We start from the raw sequence: 16,283 nt of genomic DNA, 5'->3' as shown, positions 1-16,283 counted from the left end.
AAGGTTCTTTTCCTGCCTTGGAGGACATATGAGCGGTTTCGACATTTTCGCGATTGTGCTGGTATTGCTTGTCATCGTCACGCTCATTGCCGGCGTGAAGACGGTGCCGCAGGGCTATGACTGGACCATCGAGCGGTTCGGCAAATACACCCAGACGCTGACGCCGGGGCTCAACCTGATCGTGCCTTATTTCGATCGCGTCGGCCGCAAGATCAACATGATGGAGCAGGTGATCAACATTCCCGAGCAGGAGGTGATCACCAAGGACAACGCCACCGTGACGGTGGACGGAGTCGCCTTCTTCCAGGTGTTCGACGCGGCGAAAGCGAGCTACGAGGTCTCCAACCTCGAGCAGGCGATTATCGTGCTGACCATGACCAACATCCGCTCGGTGATGGGCTCGATGGATCTCGACCAGGTGCTGTCGCATCGCGACGAGATCAACGAGCGCCTGTTGCGGGTGGTCGATGCCGCGGTCTCGCCCTGGGGGTTGAAGGTCAACCGGATCGAGATCAAGGACATCGTGCCGCCGGCCGATCTCGTCGAGGCGATGGGCCGACAGATGAAGGCTGAGCGCGTCAAGCGTGCCGACATCCTGCAGGCCGAAGGCGCCCGCCAGTCCGAGATCCTGCGCGCCGAGGGCGCCAAGCAGGGCCAGATCCTCCAGGCCGAAGGCCGCCGCGAGGCCGCCTTCCGGGATGCCGAGGCGCGCGAGCGCCTGGCCGAGGCCGAGGCCAAGGCGACCCAGATGGTCAGCGAAGCCATCAGCAAAGGCGACGTCGCAGCGCTGAACTATTTCATCGCGGACAAGTACATCAAGGCATTCGGGCAGCTGGCCGACTCGCCGAACCAGAAGATCATCATGCTGCCGGTTGAAGCGATGAGCATGCTGGGCTCGCTCGCCGGCATCGGCGAGATCGCAAAGGCAACGTTCGGCGAAAGCGCGGCATCCGTCGCGGCCGCCGCTCGCCGCGGCTCGGTGCCACCCACGGCTCCCACGCCAGCGGTTCCGCCGAGGTGACGGCATTATTCATAGAGGTCGTGTCATGACCGACATGTTCGTTTCGCTCGGCACCTGGAACTGGCTGATCTTCGGTTTCATCCTGATGGCGCTGGAGGTGCTGGCGCCGGGCGTGTTTCTGTTCTGGCTCGGGCTGGCCGCGCTGCTGGTCGGGCTGATCTCGTTCGCTGTCGTCGTGTCCTGGCAGATCCAGCTCTTAATGTTCGCAGTGTTCGCAGCCGCCGCCGTCCCGGTGTGGCGCCGGCTCGCCCGGCCGAAGTCCGCTACCGGCGCAAGCCCCTTCCTCAACAAGCGCGCGGACGCGCTGCTCGGCCGCGAGTTCACGCTGGAGAAGCCGATCGTCGACGGCAGCGGCACGATGCGCATCGGCGACACCGTCTGGCGCGTCTCCGGCCCGGATACGCCGGCCGGGACGAGAGTGAAGGTGGTGCAGGTCGACGGTGCCAACCTGACGGTCGCCGCGGCGTAGCTTTCTTCCCCTCCCCCCTTGTGGGGGAGGGTGGCTCGCCGCGCAGCGGCGAGACGGGTGAGGGGTTCTCTCCGCGATGAATCTGCTGCAAGCGAGTGCGCGGAGAGAGACCCCTCATCCGGCGCTTCGCGCCACCTTCTCCCACAGGGGGAGAAGGGAAGTCTGCGTGCTTGGCTACATCTTCGATTCCTACTTCCTCCACCTCTCCGCAAACCGGTGCAGCGGCATGAACGTCTCGCACAAGTCGCGCCCCAGCGGCGTCAGGCCGTAACCGCCGGCCTCGCCGAGCTCCACAAACCCAGCTTCGCGCAATTCGCTCAGCCGCGTTTGCAGCACCGTCGGTGAGGCCTCGTCGCAGGCGGTCCGCAGTGCACGGGAGGTGAGGGGGGCGTCGCGCAATTCCCACAGGATCCGCAGGCTCCAGCGCCGTCCCAGGAGGTCGAGCAACGCCATGATCGGCCGTCCCGTGCGCGAGCCGCGGACGCCGCTTGATCTGGAAGACGCCTGTTTCGCCATCGTGACCCTCTTGCGCTCTGCTACAGATAATGTAGCGTATGCGCTACGATAATTGTAGCACCGGAGACGGACCATGTCTCAAGCCATGTCTCAAGCCATGTCTCAAGCCACGCCCCGCGTCGCGCCGCTCGCGCCGCCTTATCCCCCGGAGATCCAGATGCAGTTCGACCGCATCATGCGCGGCGCGCCGCCGCTGATGCTGTTCCGGGTGATGGCGGGCCACGCCCGCGCCTGGGACAAGTTTCGCGCTGGCGGCCTGCTCGATCCCGGGCCGCTGTCCTTGCGCGAGCGCGAGATCGTCATCGACCGCACCTGCGCGCTGACCGGATGCGAATATGAATGGGGCGTGCACGTTGCGGTCTTCGCCGGGCCGGCGAAACTCACCGACGACGAGGTCCGCGCCACGGTGCAGGGCGGTGCGACGTCAGCGTGCTGGTCGCCGGCCGAGCAGCCGCTGATCGCCGCGGTCGACGCGTTGCATCACCGCGCGACGCTTGACGATGCGGAGTTCGCCGCGCTTGCGGCGCATTACGACGAGGCGCAGATTCTGGAGATCATGCTGCTGTGCGGCTTCTATCGCACGGTGTCGTATCTGGCGAACGGACTGCGATTGCCGCTGGAGCAGAAGGCGGCGCGGTTTCCAACCGTCTAACCGCCCGTCATTGCGAGCGTAGCGAAGCAATCCAGAGTCTTTCCGCGGCGGCAGTCTGGATTGCTTCGCTGCGCTCGCAATCACGGAGGAGAGAGAGAGGGCGCCCTAAGCCACCCCCGCCCGCAACAGATCGTGCAGATGCACGATGCCGACCACCTTGTTCGCCTCGGTCACGACCAGCGTCGTGATCTTGCGCGTGTTCAGCACCTCGATCATCTCGGTCGCGAGCATGGAGGGCGGCACAGTTTTCGGCTGCCTGGTCATGATGTCGTCGACCGAGGCCGTCAAGAGATCGGGCCGCATGTTGCGGCGCAGGTCGCCATCGGTGATGATGCCAGCGACCTCGCCTCCCTCGTTGACGATGCAGACGCACCCCAGGCCCTTGGCCGACATTTCCATCACGGCATCCGACATCTTGGTGCCGGCCGGCTTCACCGGGATTTCCGCGCCGGTGCGCATGTAGTCGCGAACGAATTTCAGCATGGCGCCAAGCTTGCCGCCGGGGTGGAAATGCGCGAACTCCAGCGCGGTGAAGCCGCGGCCTTCGAGCAAGGCGATCGCAATCGCATCGCCGATCGCGGCCTGCATCAGCGTCGAGGTGGTCGGCGCCAGATTGTGCGGGCAGGCTTCGCGCGCCTTCGGCAGCTCGATGACGATGTCGGCGGCCTGCCCGAGCGAGGAGGCCGCGTTCGAGGTCACCGCGATCATCGGGATCGCAAACCGCGCCGAATAATTCACGAGGTTCTTCATCTCCGGCTGCTCGCCGGACCAGGACAGCGCCATGATGACGTCGTCGGTGGTGATCATGCCGAGGTCGCCATGGCCGGCTTCGGCGGCGTGCACGAAGAAGGCGGGCGTGCCGGTCGAGGCCAGCGTCGCCGCGATCTTGCGCGCCATGTGGCCGGACTTGCCGAGCCCGGTGACGATGACGCGGCCCTTGGCCTGCCGGATCAGGTCGACAGCTGCTGCAAACGTTGCGCCGAGCGGGCCGCGCAGCGCGGCGGCGAGCGCGTTGATGCCGCCGCTCTCGGTCTCCAGCGTGCGGAGCGCGGATTCGACACTGGGGGCTGGGCCGGATGATGGGGTCATCAGCGGTTTCGAACTCGGCATGCTTTGATCCAGGAAGGTGGGCGATCGCCCGGTCGGCGCCTCCTTAGCACGCCGGGGCCTTCGAGGCGACGCGGGTCTCCAGACCCTCAACGGGTCATTAACCATAATTGTTTTAACTCCATTAACGATGGTTCCCGCTGTTCGCGCCGGACCATCGTGGAAGTGCCTGATTTCGTTGGAGTTATATTATCGTGGGGTCGTCTCCAGGCAGGGGCCGGAGCAAACGCGCGCAACTCGTCCGCGCCGCTTTGCCATGCCTGCTGCTGACCGCGCTGGAGAGTGCTCCGGCCACGGCCCAGAGCCTCACGCCCGATCTGTTCAATCCGAGCCGCGGCGGCTTCGCTTCGCCCGACACGCTGCCGACGCGTCGCACCGCCGGCGTGCCGCAGGCGCCGACGGATGCGCTGCCGGTGCTACCCGATCCCAATGCCGATCCACGCAAGCGCCAGCAGGCACCGGCGAGTTCGCGCATCGGTCAGGTCCCGACCTACGGCCTGCCTGCCGCCAACGGCGCCAGCGGTTCAGGTTACGACTCGCTCAACCGCAAGCGGCAGCAGCCAAAACTCTATCCGGGGCAGCCGAAGCCGAAGCGCGCCGGCCCAGGCTCGCCGGTGCATCCTACGACACCGGTCGCGAGCCTCGGTCCGCCGCGCATCGCGCCGCCGCCGTCGGACACCGCCAACAAGACGCCGATACCGCGAGCGATGGCCGGCACTGTGCCCGGCCAGCCGCTGCGCCGCCGCCTCAAGCTCGACGAAGATCCGTTCGGCGCGGTTGGCGACTACGTCGGCAGCTTCCTGATCAAGGGCGGGCTCGAACTCTCGGCCGGCTACGACACCAATCCGGCGCGCCTCAACAAGCCGGTCGGCTCGCCGGCCTATGTGGTCGCGCCCGACCTGCTCGTGGTGTCCGACTGGGAACGCCACGCGCTGGTCGCGGATTTGCGCGGCTCGTTCTCGGGCTACACCAACAACATGCCGGCGACGATCGACGGCTTTGCCTCGCCCTCGCCGGTCGAGGTCGATCGCCCCGATTTCACCGGCCATGTCGATGGCCGCTTCGATGTCGATCGCGACCTCAAGCTGACCTCGCAATTCCGCCTCAGGCTCGCCACCGACAATCCCGGCAGCCCGAACGTGCAGGCCGGCTTGCAGAAATTTCCGGTCTACGCCACCTATGGCGGCACCTTCGGCTTCGACCAGACCTTCAACCGCTTCCAGGTCGCGGCCGGCGCCACCGTCGATCGCACCGCTTACACCAACTCCAAGCTCACCGACGGCACGACCTCGAGCAACGACGACCGCGACTTCAACCAGTATGGCGGCGTCGGCCGTTTCTCCTATGAGCTGAAGCCGGGCCTGAAGCCGTTCGTCGAAATCCAGGGCGACAGCCGCGTGCATGACCAGGCGGCCGACCGTAACGGTTACTTCCGCGATTCATCCGGCGGCTATGGCAAGGTCGGCTCGTCCTTCGAGTTCTCGCGCATCCTCACTGGCGAAGTCTCGGTCGGCTATTCCGCGCGCAACTATGTCGATCCGCGCCTGAGCCAGCTCGCGGGCTTCCTCACCTCGGGCTCGCTGATCTGGAATGCGAGCGGCCTGACCACGGTGAAGTTCTTCACCGACACGCAGATCGCGGAGACCACCATCCCCGGCTCCTCCGGCGTGCTGGTGCGCACCTATGCGGCCGAAGTCGACCACGACTTTCGCCGCTGGCTCACGGCCGTCGGCAAGTTCACCTACGGCACGCTCGACTACCAGGGCCAGAACCGCAACGACAAGACCTACTCGCTCGAAGGCAATCTGATCTACAAGCTCAACCGCAACCTCTGGGTCAAGGGCACTCTGCGCCACGACATCCTGGACTCGAACCAGCCGGGCTCGAGCTCGCAGGGCACGGTGGTGATGGTTGGGGTGAGGCTGCAGAATTGAGGATGTTCGAGCGCGCCAGTTGAATCGCCGCTCTCACCATTCACTCCCCCGTCATACCCCGCGAAAGCGGGGTATCCAGTACACCGCGGCTTATCCGTATTCGTTTAACGTCTCTGGAACACTGGATCGCCGGCTCCAGTGCGCAATTGCGCACAAGGCGGGCGATGACAGCTCAGATTGTGACGATTAGCTCGCGCCCCACTCACCTTGGCAGATCCGTCTTCCCCATCAGGAACGTATCGATCGAGCGGGCACACAGCCGTCCCTCGCGGATCGCCCACACCACCAGCGATTGGCCGCGGCGCATGTCTCCGGCCGAGAACACGTTCGGGCGCGAGGTCTGGTAATCCAGCGTGTTGGCCTTGACGTTGCCGCGTGGGTCGAGCTCGACCGAGAGCAGCTTCAACAGGCCCTCGTGCACGGGATGCACAAAGCCCATCGCGAGCAGGACGAGGTCGGCGTCGAGGTCGAACTCGGTGCCGGCAATCGGCTTGAACTTGTCGTCGACGCGCACGCAGTGCAGCTTCCTGACCTTGCCGTTCTCGCCGGAAAACTTCTGTGTCAGCACGGCGTACTCGCGGATCGCGCCTTCGGCCTGGCTAGAGGACGTCCGCATCTTCAGCGGCCAGTTCGGCCAGGTCAGGCCCTTGTTCTCGCGCTCGGGCGGGGCGGGCATGATCTCGATCTGGGTGACCGAGAGCGCGCCCTGGCGCAGCGAGGTGCCGATGCAGTCAGAGCCGGTGTCGCCGCCGCCGATGACGACGACATGCTTGCCACCGGCCAAGATCTCGGTGACGCCGCCCAGCGGCTCCTCGGAGACGCGGCGGTTCTGCTGCGGCAGGAAGTCCATCGCATAGTGGACGCCGTCGAGGTCGCGGCCGGGGATCGGCAGGTCGCGCGGAGCTTCCGCGCCGCCGGTCAGCGCGACCGCATCGTACTCGTTGAGCAGCTCGCGCGGATCGACATTGCCTTCCGCGCCGACATGGCTGTTGTAGTGGAAGGTGACGCCTTCGGCTTCCATCTGCGCCACACGGCGGTCGATGATGTTCTTCTCCATCTTGAAGTCGGGAATGCCGTAGCGGAGCAGGCCGCCGGCCTTGGCGTACTTCTCGAACAGATGCACGTCGTGGCCGGCGCGCGCGAGTTGCTGCGCGCAGGCCATGCCGGCCGGACCAGAGCCGATCACCGCGACCTTCTTGCCGGTCTTGACCGCTGCGACTTCCGGCTTGACCCAGCCATTGTCCCAGGCGCGATCGACGATCGCGCACTCGATGGTCTTGATGGTGACGGGATTGTCGTCGATGTTGAGCGTGCAGGATGCCTCGCACGGCGCCGGACAAATGCGGCCGGTGAACTCCGGAAAATTGTTAGTCGAGTGCAGGTTGCGCGAGGCTTCTTCCCAGTTGTCCTGATAGACGAGGTCGTTGAAGTCGGGGATCTGGTTGTTGACCGGGCAGCCGGGCGTGCCGGGCGCGACCGACCCGGTGCCGTGGCAAAAGGGAATGCCGCAGTTCATGCAGCGCGCGGCCTGGTCGCGCGTTTCCTTCTCGCTCAAGGGAACGACGAATTCGTGAAAATGCTTCACGCGCTCGGCGACCGGTGCGTACTTGCGATCATGCCGTTCGATTTCGAGAAAACCCGTGATCTTGCCCATCAAACCCGAAGTCCCTGCCGCTTAATCGTTTGTCGTTTCGCCCCTCATCCTGAGGAGCAGCGCCGTTAGCGCCGCGTCTCGAAGGATGAAGGCCCCGCTGATGGTCTCATGGTTCGAGACGGCGCTTCGCGCCTCCTCACCATGAGGCTTTCTTACCTACGCCCCGATTGCGATTTTCGGCTCGGCGTCCGCGTTGGCGGCCAGTTCGCGCAGCGCGCGCCGGTACTCGACCGGCATCACCTTGCGGAATTTGAGCAGCCACTCCTTCCAATTGGCAAGGATATCGGCGGCGCGCTTGGAGCCGGTCGCCTTGGCGTGGCGCGTGATCAGGACGTGCAGCCGCTCGACGTCGGACTCGAGCAGGTTGTTGAACACGTCGACCCGGCCATGCGCTTCGAGGTCACCAAACTGGTTGTAGGCGCTCTGGGCAATCATCTCCTCCGAGAGGACCGGCTGGAGCTCGACCATCGAGAGGTTGCAGAGCTTGTCGAAGTCACCGGTCTCGTCGAGCACATAGGCGATGCCGCCGGACATGCCAGCTGCGAAGTTGCGCCCGGTCTTGCCGAGCACGACGACGATGCCGCCGGTCATGTATTCGCAGCAATGATCGCCGGCGCCCTCGACCACCGCGACCGCGCCCGAGTTGCGCACGGCAAAGCGCTCGCCGGCGACGCCGCGGAAGTAGCACTCGCCCTGAATGGCGCCGTACATCACGGTGTTGCCGACGATGATGCTCTCTTCCGGCACGATGCCGCTCTCCTTCGGCGGCTTGACGATGATCTTGCCGCCCGAGAGGCCCTTGCCGACATAGTCGTTGGCTTCGCCTTCGAGCTCGAAGGTGACGCCGTGCGCGAGCCAGGCACCGAAGGCCTGGCCGGCGGTGCCCTTGAGGCTGACATGAATGGTGTCATGAGGCAGCCCGGCATGGCCGTAGATCTTGGCGACCGCACCCGACAGCATCGCGCCCGCGGAACGGTTGGTGCTGTTGATCGCGGCTTCGATCTTGACCGGTGCGCCGCGGTCGAGCGCGGGCTGTGCCTTCTCGATCAGCGAGCGGTCGAGCACCGCTTCCAGATGATGGTTCTGGCGCTCCGAATGGTAGATCTTCTGGCCCTTTTCCTCCTTCTGGCGGACGAAGAGCTTGGAGAAGTCGAGGCCCTTGGCCTTCCAGTGCGCGACCAGCTTGGTCTGATCAAGCAGCTGGGTCTGGCCCACCATCTCGTTGAAGGTGCGGAAGCCGAGGCTCGCCATGATCTCGCGGACTTCCTCCGCGACGAAGAAGAAGTAATTGATCACGTGCTCGGGCTGGCCGGTGAAGCGCTTGCGCAGAACCGGATCCTGCGTCGCGACCCCGACTGGGCAGGTGTTGAGGTGGCACTTGCGCATCATGATGCAGCCGGCCGCGATCAGCGGCGCGGTGGCGAAGCCGAACTCGTCTGCGCCCAGTAGCGCGCCGATCACGACGTCGCGCCCGGTGCGGAAGCCGCCGTCGACCTGGACCACGATGCGGCTGCGCAGCCGCTCGCGCACCAGCGTCTGGTGGGTTTCGGCAAGACCGATCTCCCACGGCGAGCCGGCGTGCTTGATCGAGGTCAGGGGCGATGCACCCGTGCCGCCCTCGAAGCCCGCGATGGTGACGTGGTCGGCGCGCGCCTTGGCGACGCCCGCGGCCACCGTGCCGACGCCGATCTCGGAGACGAGCTTGACCGAGACCGCGCCGTCCGGGTTGACGTTCTTGAGGTCGTAGATGAGCTGCGCCAGATCCTCGATCGAGTAGATGTCGTGGTGCGGCGGCGGCGAGATCAGGCCGACGCCCGGCGTTGAATGCCGGACCTTTGCAATCGTGGCGTCGACCTTGTGACCGGGCAGCTGGCCGCCTTCGCCGGGCTTGGCGCCCTGGGCCATCTTGATCTGCATCATGTCGGAGTTGACGAGATACTCAGTGGTGACGCCGAAACGGCCCGAGGCGACCTGCTTGATCGCTGAGCGCATGGAATCGCCGTTCGGCAGCGGCTTGAAGCGGTCGGCTTCCTCGCCGCCTTCGCCGGTATTCGACTTGCCTCCGATCCGGTTCATAGCGATCGCGAGCGTGGTGTGCGCCTCGCGCGAGATCGAGCCGAAGCTCATCGCGCCAGTGGCAAAACGTCGGACGATGTCCTTGGCCGGCTCGACTTGCTCGATCGGCACCGGCTTTCGCTTCTCTTCCTCGGCGCCCTTGATCCGGAACAGGCCGCGCAGCGTCAACAGGCGCTCCGACTGCTCATTGAGGATCTTTGCAAAGGCGCGGTAGCGCTCCAGCGAATTGCCGCGCGCGGCGTGCTGAAGCAGCCCCACCGACTCGGCGGTCCAGGCATGGTCCTCGCCCCGGGTGCGGTAGGCATATTCGCCGCCGACGTCGAGCGAGGTCTTGTAGACCAGCGCGTCGCCGAACGCGTCGGCATGACGGCGCACCGCCTCTTCGGCGATCTCGGACAGGCCGACGCCCTCGACGCGAGTATGGGTGCCGGCGAAGAATTTTCCGACGAAGTCGGCCTTGAGGCCGACCGCGTCGAAGATCTGCGCGCCGCAATAGGACTGGTAGGTCGAGATGCCCATCTTGGACATCACCTTGAGCAGGCCCTTGCCGATCGACTTGATGTAGCGCTTGACGATCTCGTAGTCGTCGAGCGAGCCGGGCAGGCGGTCCTTCATCGCGATGATGGTTTCGAACGCGAGATAGGGATTGATCGCTTCGGCGCCGTAGCCGGCGAGGCAGGCGAAATGATGCACTTCGCGCGGCTCGCCGGATTCGACGACGAGGCCGACCGAGGTGCGCAGGCCGGTGCGGATCAAATGGTGATGCACGGCGGCGCAGGCGAGCAGCGACGGGATCGGCACCCGGTCGGTGCCGACCATGCGGTCGGACAGGATGATGATGTTGACGCCTTCGCGCACCGCGCTTTCAGCGCGCGCACAGAGCTCATCCAGCACCTGGTCCATACCGGCCGCACCGAGGCCGGCGTGGAAAGTCGTATCCAGCGTGCGCGACTTGAAGTGGGATTCGGCCACGTCGGAGATGGAGCGGATCTTTTCGAGATCCGCGTCGGTCAGGATCGGCTGACGCACTTCAAGACGCTTGGTAGTGGCCATCCCCTGGAGGTCGAACAGGTTCGGCCGCGGTCCGATGATCGAGACCAGGCTCATCACCAGCTCCTCGCGGATCGGGTCGATCGGCGGATTGGTGACCTGCGCAAAATTCTGCTTGAAGTAGGTGAACAGCGGCTTGGCCTTGTCCGACAGCGCCGAGATCGGCGTGTCGTTGCCCATCGAGCCGGCTGCCTCCTCGCCGGTGGCCGCCATCGGTGTCATCAGGATGGCGATGTCTTCCTGGCTGTAGCCGAACGCCTGCTGGCGATCGAGCAGCGACAGGTTGGAGCGTACGCCGGTGGTCGGCACCTTCGGCAGCTCTTCCAGCACGATCTGGGTCCGCTCCAGCCACTCCTCGTAGGGATGACTCCGGGCGAGCTCGGCCTTGATCTCGTCGTCGGGAATCAGGCGGCCCTGCTCGAGGTCGACCAGCAGCATCTTGCCGGGCTGGAGCCGCCACTTGGTGATGATCTGGTCCTCGGGGATGGTCAGCACGCCCATCTCGGACGCCATCACGATGCGGTCGTCCTTGGTGACGAGATAGCGCGCCGGTCGCAGGCCGTTGCGGTCGAGTGTGGCGCCGATCTGACGGCCGTCGGTGAAAGCGATCGCAGCGGGGCCGTCCCACGGCTCCATCAGCGCGGCATGATATTCGTAGAAGGCACGGCGCTTCTCATCCATCAAGGGATTGCCGGCCCACGCCTCCGGAATCATCATCATGACGGCGTGCGGCAGCGAGTAGCCGCCCTGCACCAGGAATTCGAGCGCGTTGTCGAAGCAGGCGGTGTCCGACTGGCCTTCATAGGAGATCGGCCACAGCCGGCTGATGTCCTTGCCGTAGAGCTGCGAGCTCACTGAGGCCTGGCGTGCCGCCATCCAGTTGACGTTACCGCGCAGCGTGTTGATCTCGCCGTTATGCGCGATCATGCGGTAGGGATGCGCCAGCGACCAAGCCGGGAAGGTGTTGGTCGAGAAGCGCTGATGCACCAGCGCCAGCGCGCTCTCGAAGTCCGGCTCGTGCAGATCGGGATAGTACTTGCCGAGCTGGTCGGCGAGGAACATGCCCTTGTAGATCACGGTGCGGCAGGACATCGAGCACGGATAATAGCCCGCGAGCCCGCGGTCGCGGCGCTGGTAGATCGCCTGGGAGATCGACTTGCGCAGGATGTAGAGCCGGCGCTCGAAATCGTCCTCGGTCTCGGCGGTGCCATTGCGGCCGATGAACACCTGCATGCAGGCGGGTTCGGTCGGCTTCACGGTGACGCCGAGCGAGGAATTGTCGGTCGGCACATCGCGCCAGCCGAGCAGCGTCAGGCCTTCCGCCTTGATCTGGTCGGCGATGATGCTCTTGATGACATTGCGCCAGGCGGTATCGCGCGGCAGGAACAGCGCGCCGATGGCGTATTCGCCGGGATTTGGCAGCGTGAAGCCAAGCTCCTTGGCCTTGCGGACGAAGAAGGCGTGCGGGATCTGCACCAGGATGCCGGCGCCGTCGCCGGCGCGCGGGTCCGCGCCGACCGCGCCGCGATGCTCGAGGTTGCAGAGGATGCTCAGCGCGTCCGCGACGATCTCGCGGGACTTCTTGCCCTTGATGTTGGCGATGAAGCCGACGCCGCAGGAATCCTTTTCCAGGCTCGGATCGTAAAGGCCTTCAGCCGGCGGACGCGAATTGTGCTCCTGAATCGGATCGGTCGTTTTCGAGGCGACCGTCGCCGACAGTTGTTCTGCCACGATGTTTGCGCGCTCGAATTGCGACCCGTTCATGATTCCTGTCCTCTCCATGCGGCGAGCTGCCTCACCGCCATCTTCGGCGCACCTTGGGCGTTCCGCGGCACCCGCTCCTGGGCTACCGCTCGTCCGCTGCGAGCCGCATTTTCTTAAATTCAGGCCAAGGCGTTCTAGGTCCCCGAGAACGGCTTTGCCTGTTGCCTTCTGGCGCTCGAAAGCACCAATTTTCGTTGCAATCCCTATGCCGGAACCGCAAGCAAAATTGAGACAGTCTTCCTGTCCTAACCATCACCTTGCCAAATTTTTGTCTATCACACAAGCGCGCGCAAGTCCTGATTCCCAACCTGTCAATCAACGCTTTCCGCTTGGTGCGCCCCGGATTTGAAGCAAACGCGCCCCGATCCGGCCCAAGCGCCGCCAGAATCCCGAATGAAGCTTCGCCTTGGCCCTTCGAAAGGCGCGCCACCACGCAAGAAGCGAAAGAGCGCAAGCCCCGTCAGGGCCTGACAGGAGCGTATCGATCATGAAGTTTTTCACAGCATGTGTGGCCGCAGCCTTGCTGGCGCTAGCCGCGACTGCGGCCCAAGCGCAAATTCTGGCGAACGGAGCCGCGCGCGGAGCCTATGTCGCGGTGTCGGATTTCGATGGGCCGTATGGACCGTCGGAAGCCGCCCCGCCTCCGCCGCCGCGTTACGGCTATGGCTATGATGACGGGCGCGCGCCGGCGCCGGTGGCGGTCTTGCCGGCAACCGAGGTCTATGCGGTGCTGCGTGAAAATGGCTTCTCGCCGCTCGGAATTCCGCGCCTGCGCGGCGCCGTCTACACGATTGCGGTGATCGACCGCCGCGGTGACGACGGGCGTCTTGTGATCGACGCCCGCGATGGCCGGATCCTCCGTTTCATGCCGGCCGCCGACGCCTTCGGCATGGCCCCGGCCTATGAGGAGCGCGCGGTATCACCTTACGGGCCGCAAAGCGCGCTGCCGCCGCCGACCGCGATCCGGGGTGGACCGCCGCGGCCCCCAGCCCCGATCCCGAACGTCGCGAGCCGCACCGTGCCGCTGCCCAAGGCCGCCCCGCCGCGCGGCGAGATGCCGGTAGCGGCCGCCAAGCCGGCGTCGCCCGAGCCGGCGCCGCAGCAGGTCCAGGCACCGCAGGCTCAGCCTGTGCAGCAGACGGCTGCCGCGCAACCGAAGACCGCCGAGTCGGCGCCGCAAGCCGCGCCAACGGTCGGCCAGGCCAAGCCCGCCGCGACGATCCTTCCGACCCAGGACATGCCGGCGGCACAGGGGCTGGATTAAGCGCGACGCCAAGTAATCGGCTCGCTGTGAGATGCGAGTCGGTCCCACACTTTCAGTGTCGTCCTGGCGAAGGCCTCCCTCAGCTGCGCCCATACCCCGCCGCTTCCAGGATCAGATTCGCCACGTCCTCCGGATGCGACACCAGCGAGAGGTGGCCGGCATCGAGCTCGATCGTGGTGGCGTTCATGCGCTTGGCGAGGAAGCGTTCGAAATCGGGATTGATGGTGTAGTCGTTCTTCGACACCGCGTACCAGCTCGGCTTGGCGTGCCAGGCGGCTTCGGTGGTGCGGCCGGCGAAGATCGAGGCCGCCGTCGGCCATTGCACGGCATAGAGCTCCTTCGCCTGCTCCGGCTTCACGCCGTTGGCGAAATACTTCAGGAACGCGTCCTCGGAGAGCTTGGTGAAACCGTCGCGCTCGACGATGCCGGCGCGCGCGGGGCCTGCCGGAAACTGCTTCGACAGAGCAACAAAATCCTCGTTGGCGTCAGGCGCACGTGCGGCGACGTAGACGAGGGCGGTGACCTTCGGGTCGGTGCCGACCTGGCTGATCACGGTGCCGCCCCAGGAATGTGCGACCAGCACGGTCGGCCCGTCCTGCTCGGCCAGTACGCGCTTGGTCGCCTCGACGGAGTCCGCCAGCGACGACAGCGGATTCTGCACGGCGGTGACGTGCAATCCGGCGGCCTGAAGGATCGGGATCACCTCCGACCAGCTCGAGCCGTCGGCCCAGGCGCCGTGCACCAGCACGACATTCTTCGCCTTGACGGTTTGCGGTGTCTGCGCGTGGGCAAAGCTGATGGGAGCCGCCAGCAGGCTCGCGGCGACGAAAAGGCTGCGCCAAAGTGTCATGATCGTTCTCCGTCTTGTTTTTGGGGTCGATGCCCAAAGGACGGAGGAAGGAGCGGCGCTGTTACGCGTCTTCACCGCTCTGTGATGCAGTGCGAAAGGCGGCCAAGCGGACAGCCAGCCAGGACGACGGGGAGGCAGTTGAGCAGAACAAAAAAACGCCCCGGGGGCACCGGGGCGTTTTCCAAATCTGGAAGTGGCGTGCGCTTTACGCGGCCTGCGCGGCCGAATTCTCGATCACCTGCGCGCCTTGCGCACCGGTGTTGATCGCGATCTGGCGCGGCTTTTTGGCTTCGGGAATCTCGCGCACGAGGTCGACGTGGAGCAGGCCGTTCTCGAGCGAGGCGTTCTTCACCTGCACGAAATCGGCGAGCTGGAAGGCGCGCTCGAACGCACGCGCGGCGATGCCGCGGTAGAGCACTTCGCTCTTGCTGTTCTCGTTCGCGACTTTCTCGCCCCTGATCGTCAGCGTGTTTTCCTTCGCGACGATGGAGAGCTCATCCTTGGCGAAGCCGGAGACCGCAACCGTGACGCGGTAGGCGTTCTCGCCGGTCCGCTCGATGTTGTAGGGCGGATAGCCGGGGCTGCCGTCCGAACCCGCCTGGTCGAGCAGGTTGAAGAGACGGTCGAAGCCGACGGTGGAACGGTAGAAGGGGGTCAGATCGTAGGTACGCATGGTCAAGTCCTCCATTGAGCGACTGTTGGTAACCCGCCCGCCTATCGGGCCGGGCCTAGTCTGTGTGCAGCCTGATGTTCCGGTTCCGAAACACTGGTAGCGGCCTGCACCATGGTGATATGGGTTTGGGGAAACTGCGTTCAAGAGGGCGGCAATCAGCGCCTTTTCGGCGCCCCCGCCTCCTGATTTTCAGCATCTTCCCTGCCCATGACGCTGGTCTCGATTCCGTCCAATCCCGTGCCTGAAGACGTCGTCAGCGGCACCATCAAGACGCCCGATGGCGCCGAGCTGCGCTTTGCGCGCTGGACGCCCCCGGCGAACCGCAAGGGCACCGTCTGCGTCTTCACCGGGCGTAGCGAGCAGATCGAGAAATATTTCGAGACGGTGCGCGACCTGCGCGACCGCGGCTTTGCGGTGGCGATGATCGACTGGCGCGGGCAGGGCCATTCCTCGCGCCGGCTGCGCGATCCGCGCAAGGGTTATGTGCGCGACTTCGCCGACTTCGAAATCGACGTCGAGACCTTCGTGCAGCAGGTGGTGCTGCCCGATTGCCCGCCGCCCTTCTTCGCGCTGGCCCATTCCATGGGCGGCGCGGTGATGCTTCGCCTGGCGCATGCGGGAAAGCGCTGGTTCGATCGCATGGTGCTGTCGGCGCCGATGATCGACCTGCCCGGCCGCGCCACCTCGTTTCCAGTGCGGACGCTGCTCAAGACCATGCGCCTGTTGGGCCAGGGCGGCCGCTACGTTCCCGGCGGCAGCGATCGCCTCACCGGGCTCGATCCCTTCATCAACAACTCCCTGACCAGCGATCCCGTGCGCTACGCCCGCAATGCCGCGATTCTGGAGGAGGATCCGACGCTCGGGCTGGCCTCACCGACGGTCGCCTGGGCCGATACGGCGTTCCGCGCGATGAACACTTTCAAGCGCATGAGCTATCCGTCCGAAATCCGCCAGCCGATCCTGATGCTGGCGGCCTCCAACGACACCGTGGTCTCGACCGCGGCGATCGAGGAGTTCGCCTATCATCTGCGTGCCGGCTCCCACCTCGTCATCGCCGGCTCGAAGCACGAGATCCTCCAGGAGCAGGATCGCTACCGCTCCCAGTTCTGGGCCGCCTTCGACGCCTTCGTGCCGGGTACGCCGCTGTTCAAGTGAGATTGTGTTTGCGATGTCGTCCCACGAGCGCGTCATGCCCGGGCTTGTCCCGGGCATCCACGTTCTTGGTGCCGCACTGAAGATCGTGGATGGCCGGG

The 16,283-nt window shown here is 65.3% G+C and carries 12 protein-coding genes; 6 read left to right on the top strand and 6 right to left on the bottom strand.

The annotated features are described in order from the left end of the window. Positions 1–28 precede the first annotated feature (28 nt). Both GWG65_RS08940 and GWG65_RS08935 read left to right on the top strand, forming a co-directional pair. Positions 29–1,021 carry an SPFH domain-containing protein gene (locus GWG65_RS08940; RefSeq protein WP_275195049.1) on the top strand — a complete coding sequence of 331 codons (993 nt, stop codon included), beginning with the start codon at positions 29–31 and terminating at the stop codon, positions 1,019–1,021. A 25-nt stretch (positions 1,022–1,046) separates the two neighbouring features. Further along, positions 1,047–1,490 (top strand): NfeD family protein, encoded by a 444-nt coding sequence (locus tag GWG65_RS08935; protein ID WP_275195048.1) that lies wholly within the window; start codon positions 1,047–1,049, stop codon positions 1,488–1,490. A gap of 189 nt (positions 1,491–1,679) precedes the next feature. Here the strand turns inward: GWG65_RS08935 and GWG65_RS08930 are convergent, their stop codons facing one another. Beyond that, on the bottom strand, positions 1,680–2,006 hold the full coding sequence (locus GWG65_RS08930; RefSeq protein WP_275195046.1) for a helix-turn-helix domain-containing protein: 327 nt from the start codon (positions 2,004–2,006) through the stop codon (positions 1,680–1,682). Between the two features lie 97 nt (positions 2,007–2,103). On the opposite strand from GWG65_RS08930, the gene GWG65_RS08925 reads away from it, so the two are divergent. Further along, positions 2,104–2,658: a carboxymuconolactone decarboxylase family protein gene (locus GWG65_RS08925; RefSeq protein ID WP_275195139.1), complete on the top strand. Its 555-nt coding sequence runs from the start codon at positions 2,104–2,106 to the stop codon at positions 2,656–2,658. 105 nt (positions 2,659–2,763) lie between these two features. Here GWG65_RS08925 and GWG65_RS08920 read toward each other — a convergent pair whose 3' ends face one another. Continuing rightward, positions 2,764–3,768 carry a KpsF/GutQ family sugar-phosphate isomerase gene (locus GWG65_RS08920; protein WP_275195044.1) on the bottom strand — a complete coding sequence of 335 codons (1,005 nt, stop codon included), beginning with the start codon at positions 3,766–3,768 and terminating at the stop codon, positions 2,764–2,766. Positions 3,769–3,959: 191 nt separating this feature from the next. On the opposite strand from GWG65_RS08920, the gene GWG65_RS08915 reads away from it, so the two are divergent. Then, positions 3,960–5,699 carry an outer membrane beta-barrel protein gene (locus tag GWG65_RS08915; protein WP_275195042.1) on the top strand — a complete coding sequence of 580 codons (1,740 nt, stop codon included), beginning with the start codon at positions 3,960–3,962 and terminating at the stop codon, positions 5,697–5,699. 202 nt (positions 5,700–5,901) lie between these two features. Here the strand turns inward: GWG65_RS08915 and GWG65_RS08910 are convergent, their stop codons facing one another. Further along, complete coding sequence (locus GWG65_RS08910) at positions 5,902–7,353, bottom strand: glutamate synthase subunit beta (protein WP_275195041.1); 1,452 nt, start codon at positions 7,351–7,353, stop codon at positions 5,902–5,904. A 156-nt stretch (positions 7,354–7,509) separates the two neighbouring features. Further along, positions 7,510–12,243 carry a glutamate synthase large subunit gene (gene gltB, locus GWG65_RS08905; protein ID WP_275195039.1) on the bottom strand — a complete coding sequence of 1,578 codons (4,734 nt, stop codon included), beginning with the start codon at positions 12,241–12,243 and terminating at the stop codon, positions 7,510–7,512. Positions 12,244–12,730: 487 nt separating this feature from the next. Here gltB and GWG65_RS08900 point away from each other — a divergent pair, with 487 nt between their 5' ends. Then, complete coding sequence (locus tag GWG65_RS08900; protein WP_275195037.1) at positions 12,731–13,507, top strand: hypothetical protein; 777 nt, start codon at positions 12,731–12,733, stop codon at positions 13,505–13,507. A gap of 79 nt (positions 13,508–13,586) precedes the next feature. Here the strand turns inward: GWG65_RS08900 and GWG65_RS08895 are convergent, their stop codons facing one another. Next, the gene (locus GWG65_RS08895) at positions 13,587–14,357 is read right to left on the bottom strand and encodes an alpha/beta hydrolase (protein WP_275195036.1); all 771 of its coding nucleotides are present in this window, start codon (positions 14,355–14,357) and stop codon (positions 13,587–13,589) included. 205 nt (positions 14,358–14,562) lie between these two features. Next, positions 14,563–15,030, bottom strand: coding sequence for an Hsp20 family protein (locus tag GWG65_RS08890; RefSeq protein ID WP_275195035.1), 468 nt, complete (start codon positions 15,028–15,030; stop codon positions 14,563–14,565). 207 nt (positions 15,031–15,237) lie between these two features. On the opposite strand from GWG65_RS08890, the gene GWG65_RS08885 reads away from it, so the two are divergent. Beyond that, entirely contained in the window at positions 15,238–16,185 is a 948-nt protein-coding gene (locus GWG65_RS08885) for an alpha/beta hydrolase (protein ID WP_275195034.1), read from the top strand. Positions 16,186–16,283: the final 98 nt, after the last annotated feature.

The organism is Bradyrhizobium sp. CSA207 (genome assembly GCF_029051685.1).
GTDB lineage: Bacteria > Pseudomonadota > Alphaproteobacteria > Rhizobiales > Xanthobacteraceae > Bradyrhizobium.
The sequence above is the reverse complement of the archived record's forward strand: the minus strand, read 5'-3'. Positions and strand labels throughout refer to the sequence as shown.

What these genes read in the sequence shown, in the direction of transcription:
- GWG65_RS08940 (WP_275195049.1), top strand. Translation starts at nt 29, where the DNA reads ATGAGCGGTTTCGACATTTTCGCGATTGTGCTGGTATTGCTTGTCATC.
- GWG65_RS08935 (WP_275195048.1), top strand. Translation starts at nt 1,047, where the DNA reads ATGACCGACATGTTCGTTTCGCTCGGCACCTGGAACTGGCTGATCTTC.
- GWG65_RS08930 (WP_275195046.1), bottom strand. Translation starts at nt 2,006, where the DNA reads ATGGCGAAACAGGCGTCTTCCAGATCAAGCGGCGTCCGCGGCTCGCGC.
- GWG65_RS08925 (WP_275195139.1), top strand. Translation starts at nt 2,104, where the DNA reads ATGTCTCAAGCCACGCCCCGCGTCGCGCCGCTCGCGCCGCCTTATCCC.
- GWG65_RS08920 (WP_275195044.1), bottom strand. Translation starts at nt 3,768, where the DNA reads ATGCCGAGTTCGAAACCGCTGATGACCCCATCATCCGGCCCAGCCCCC.
- GWG65_RS08910 (WP_275195041.1), bottom strand. Translation starts at nt 7,353, where the DNA reads ATGGGCAAGATCACGGGTTTTCTCGAAATCGAACGGCATGATCGCAAG.
- gltB (WP_275195039.1), bottom strand. Translation starts at nt 12,243, where the DNA reads ATGAACGGGTCGCAATTCGAGCGCGCAAACATCGTGGCAGAACAACTG.
- GWG65_RS08900 (WP_275195037.1), top strand. Translation starts at nt 12,731, where the DNA reads ATGAAGTTTTTCACAGCATGTGTGGCCGCAGCCTTGCTGGCGCTAGCC.
- GWG65_RS08895 (WP_275195036.1), bottom strand. Translation starts at nt 14,357, where the DNA reads ATGACACTTTGGCGCAGCCTTTTCGTCGCCGCGAGCCTGCTGGCGGCT.
- GWG65_RS08890 (WP_275195035.1), bottom strand. Translation starts at nt 15,030, where the DNA reads ATGCGTACCTACGATCTGACCCCCTTCTACCGTTCCACCGTCGGCTTC.
- GWG65_RS08885 (WP_275195034.1), top strand. Translation starts at nt 15,238, where the DNA reads ATGACGCTGGTCTCGATTCCGTCCAATCCCGTGCCTGAAGACGTCGTC.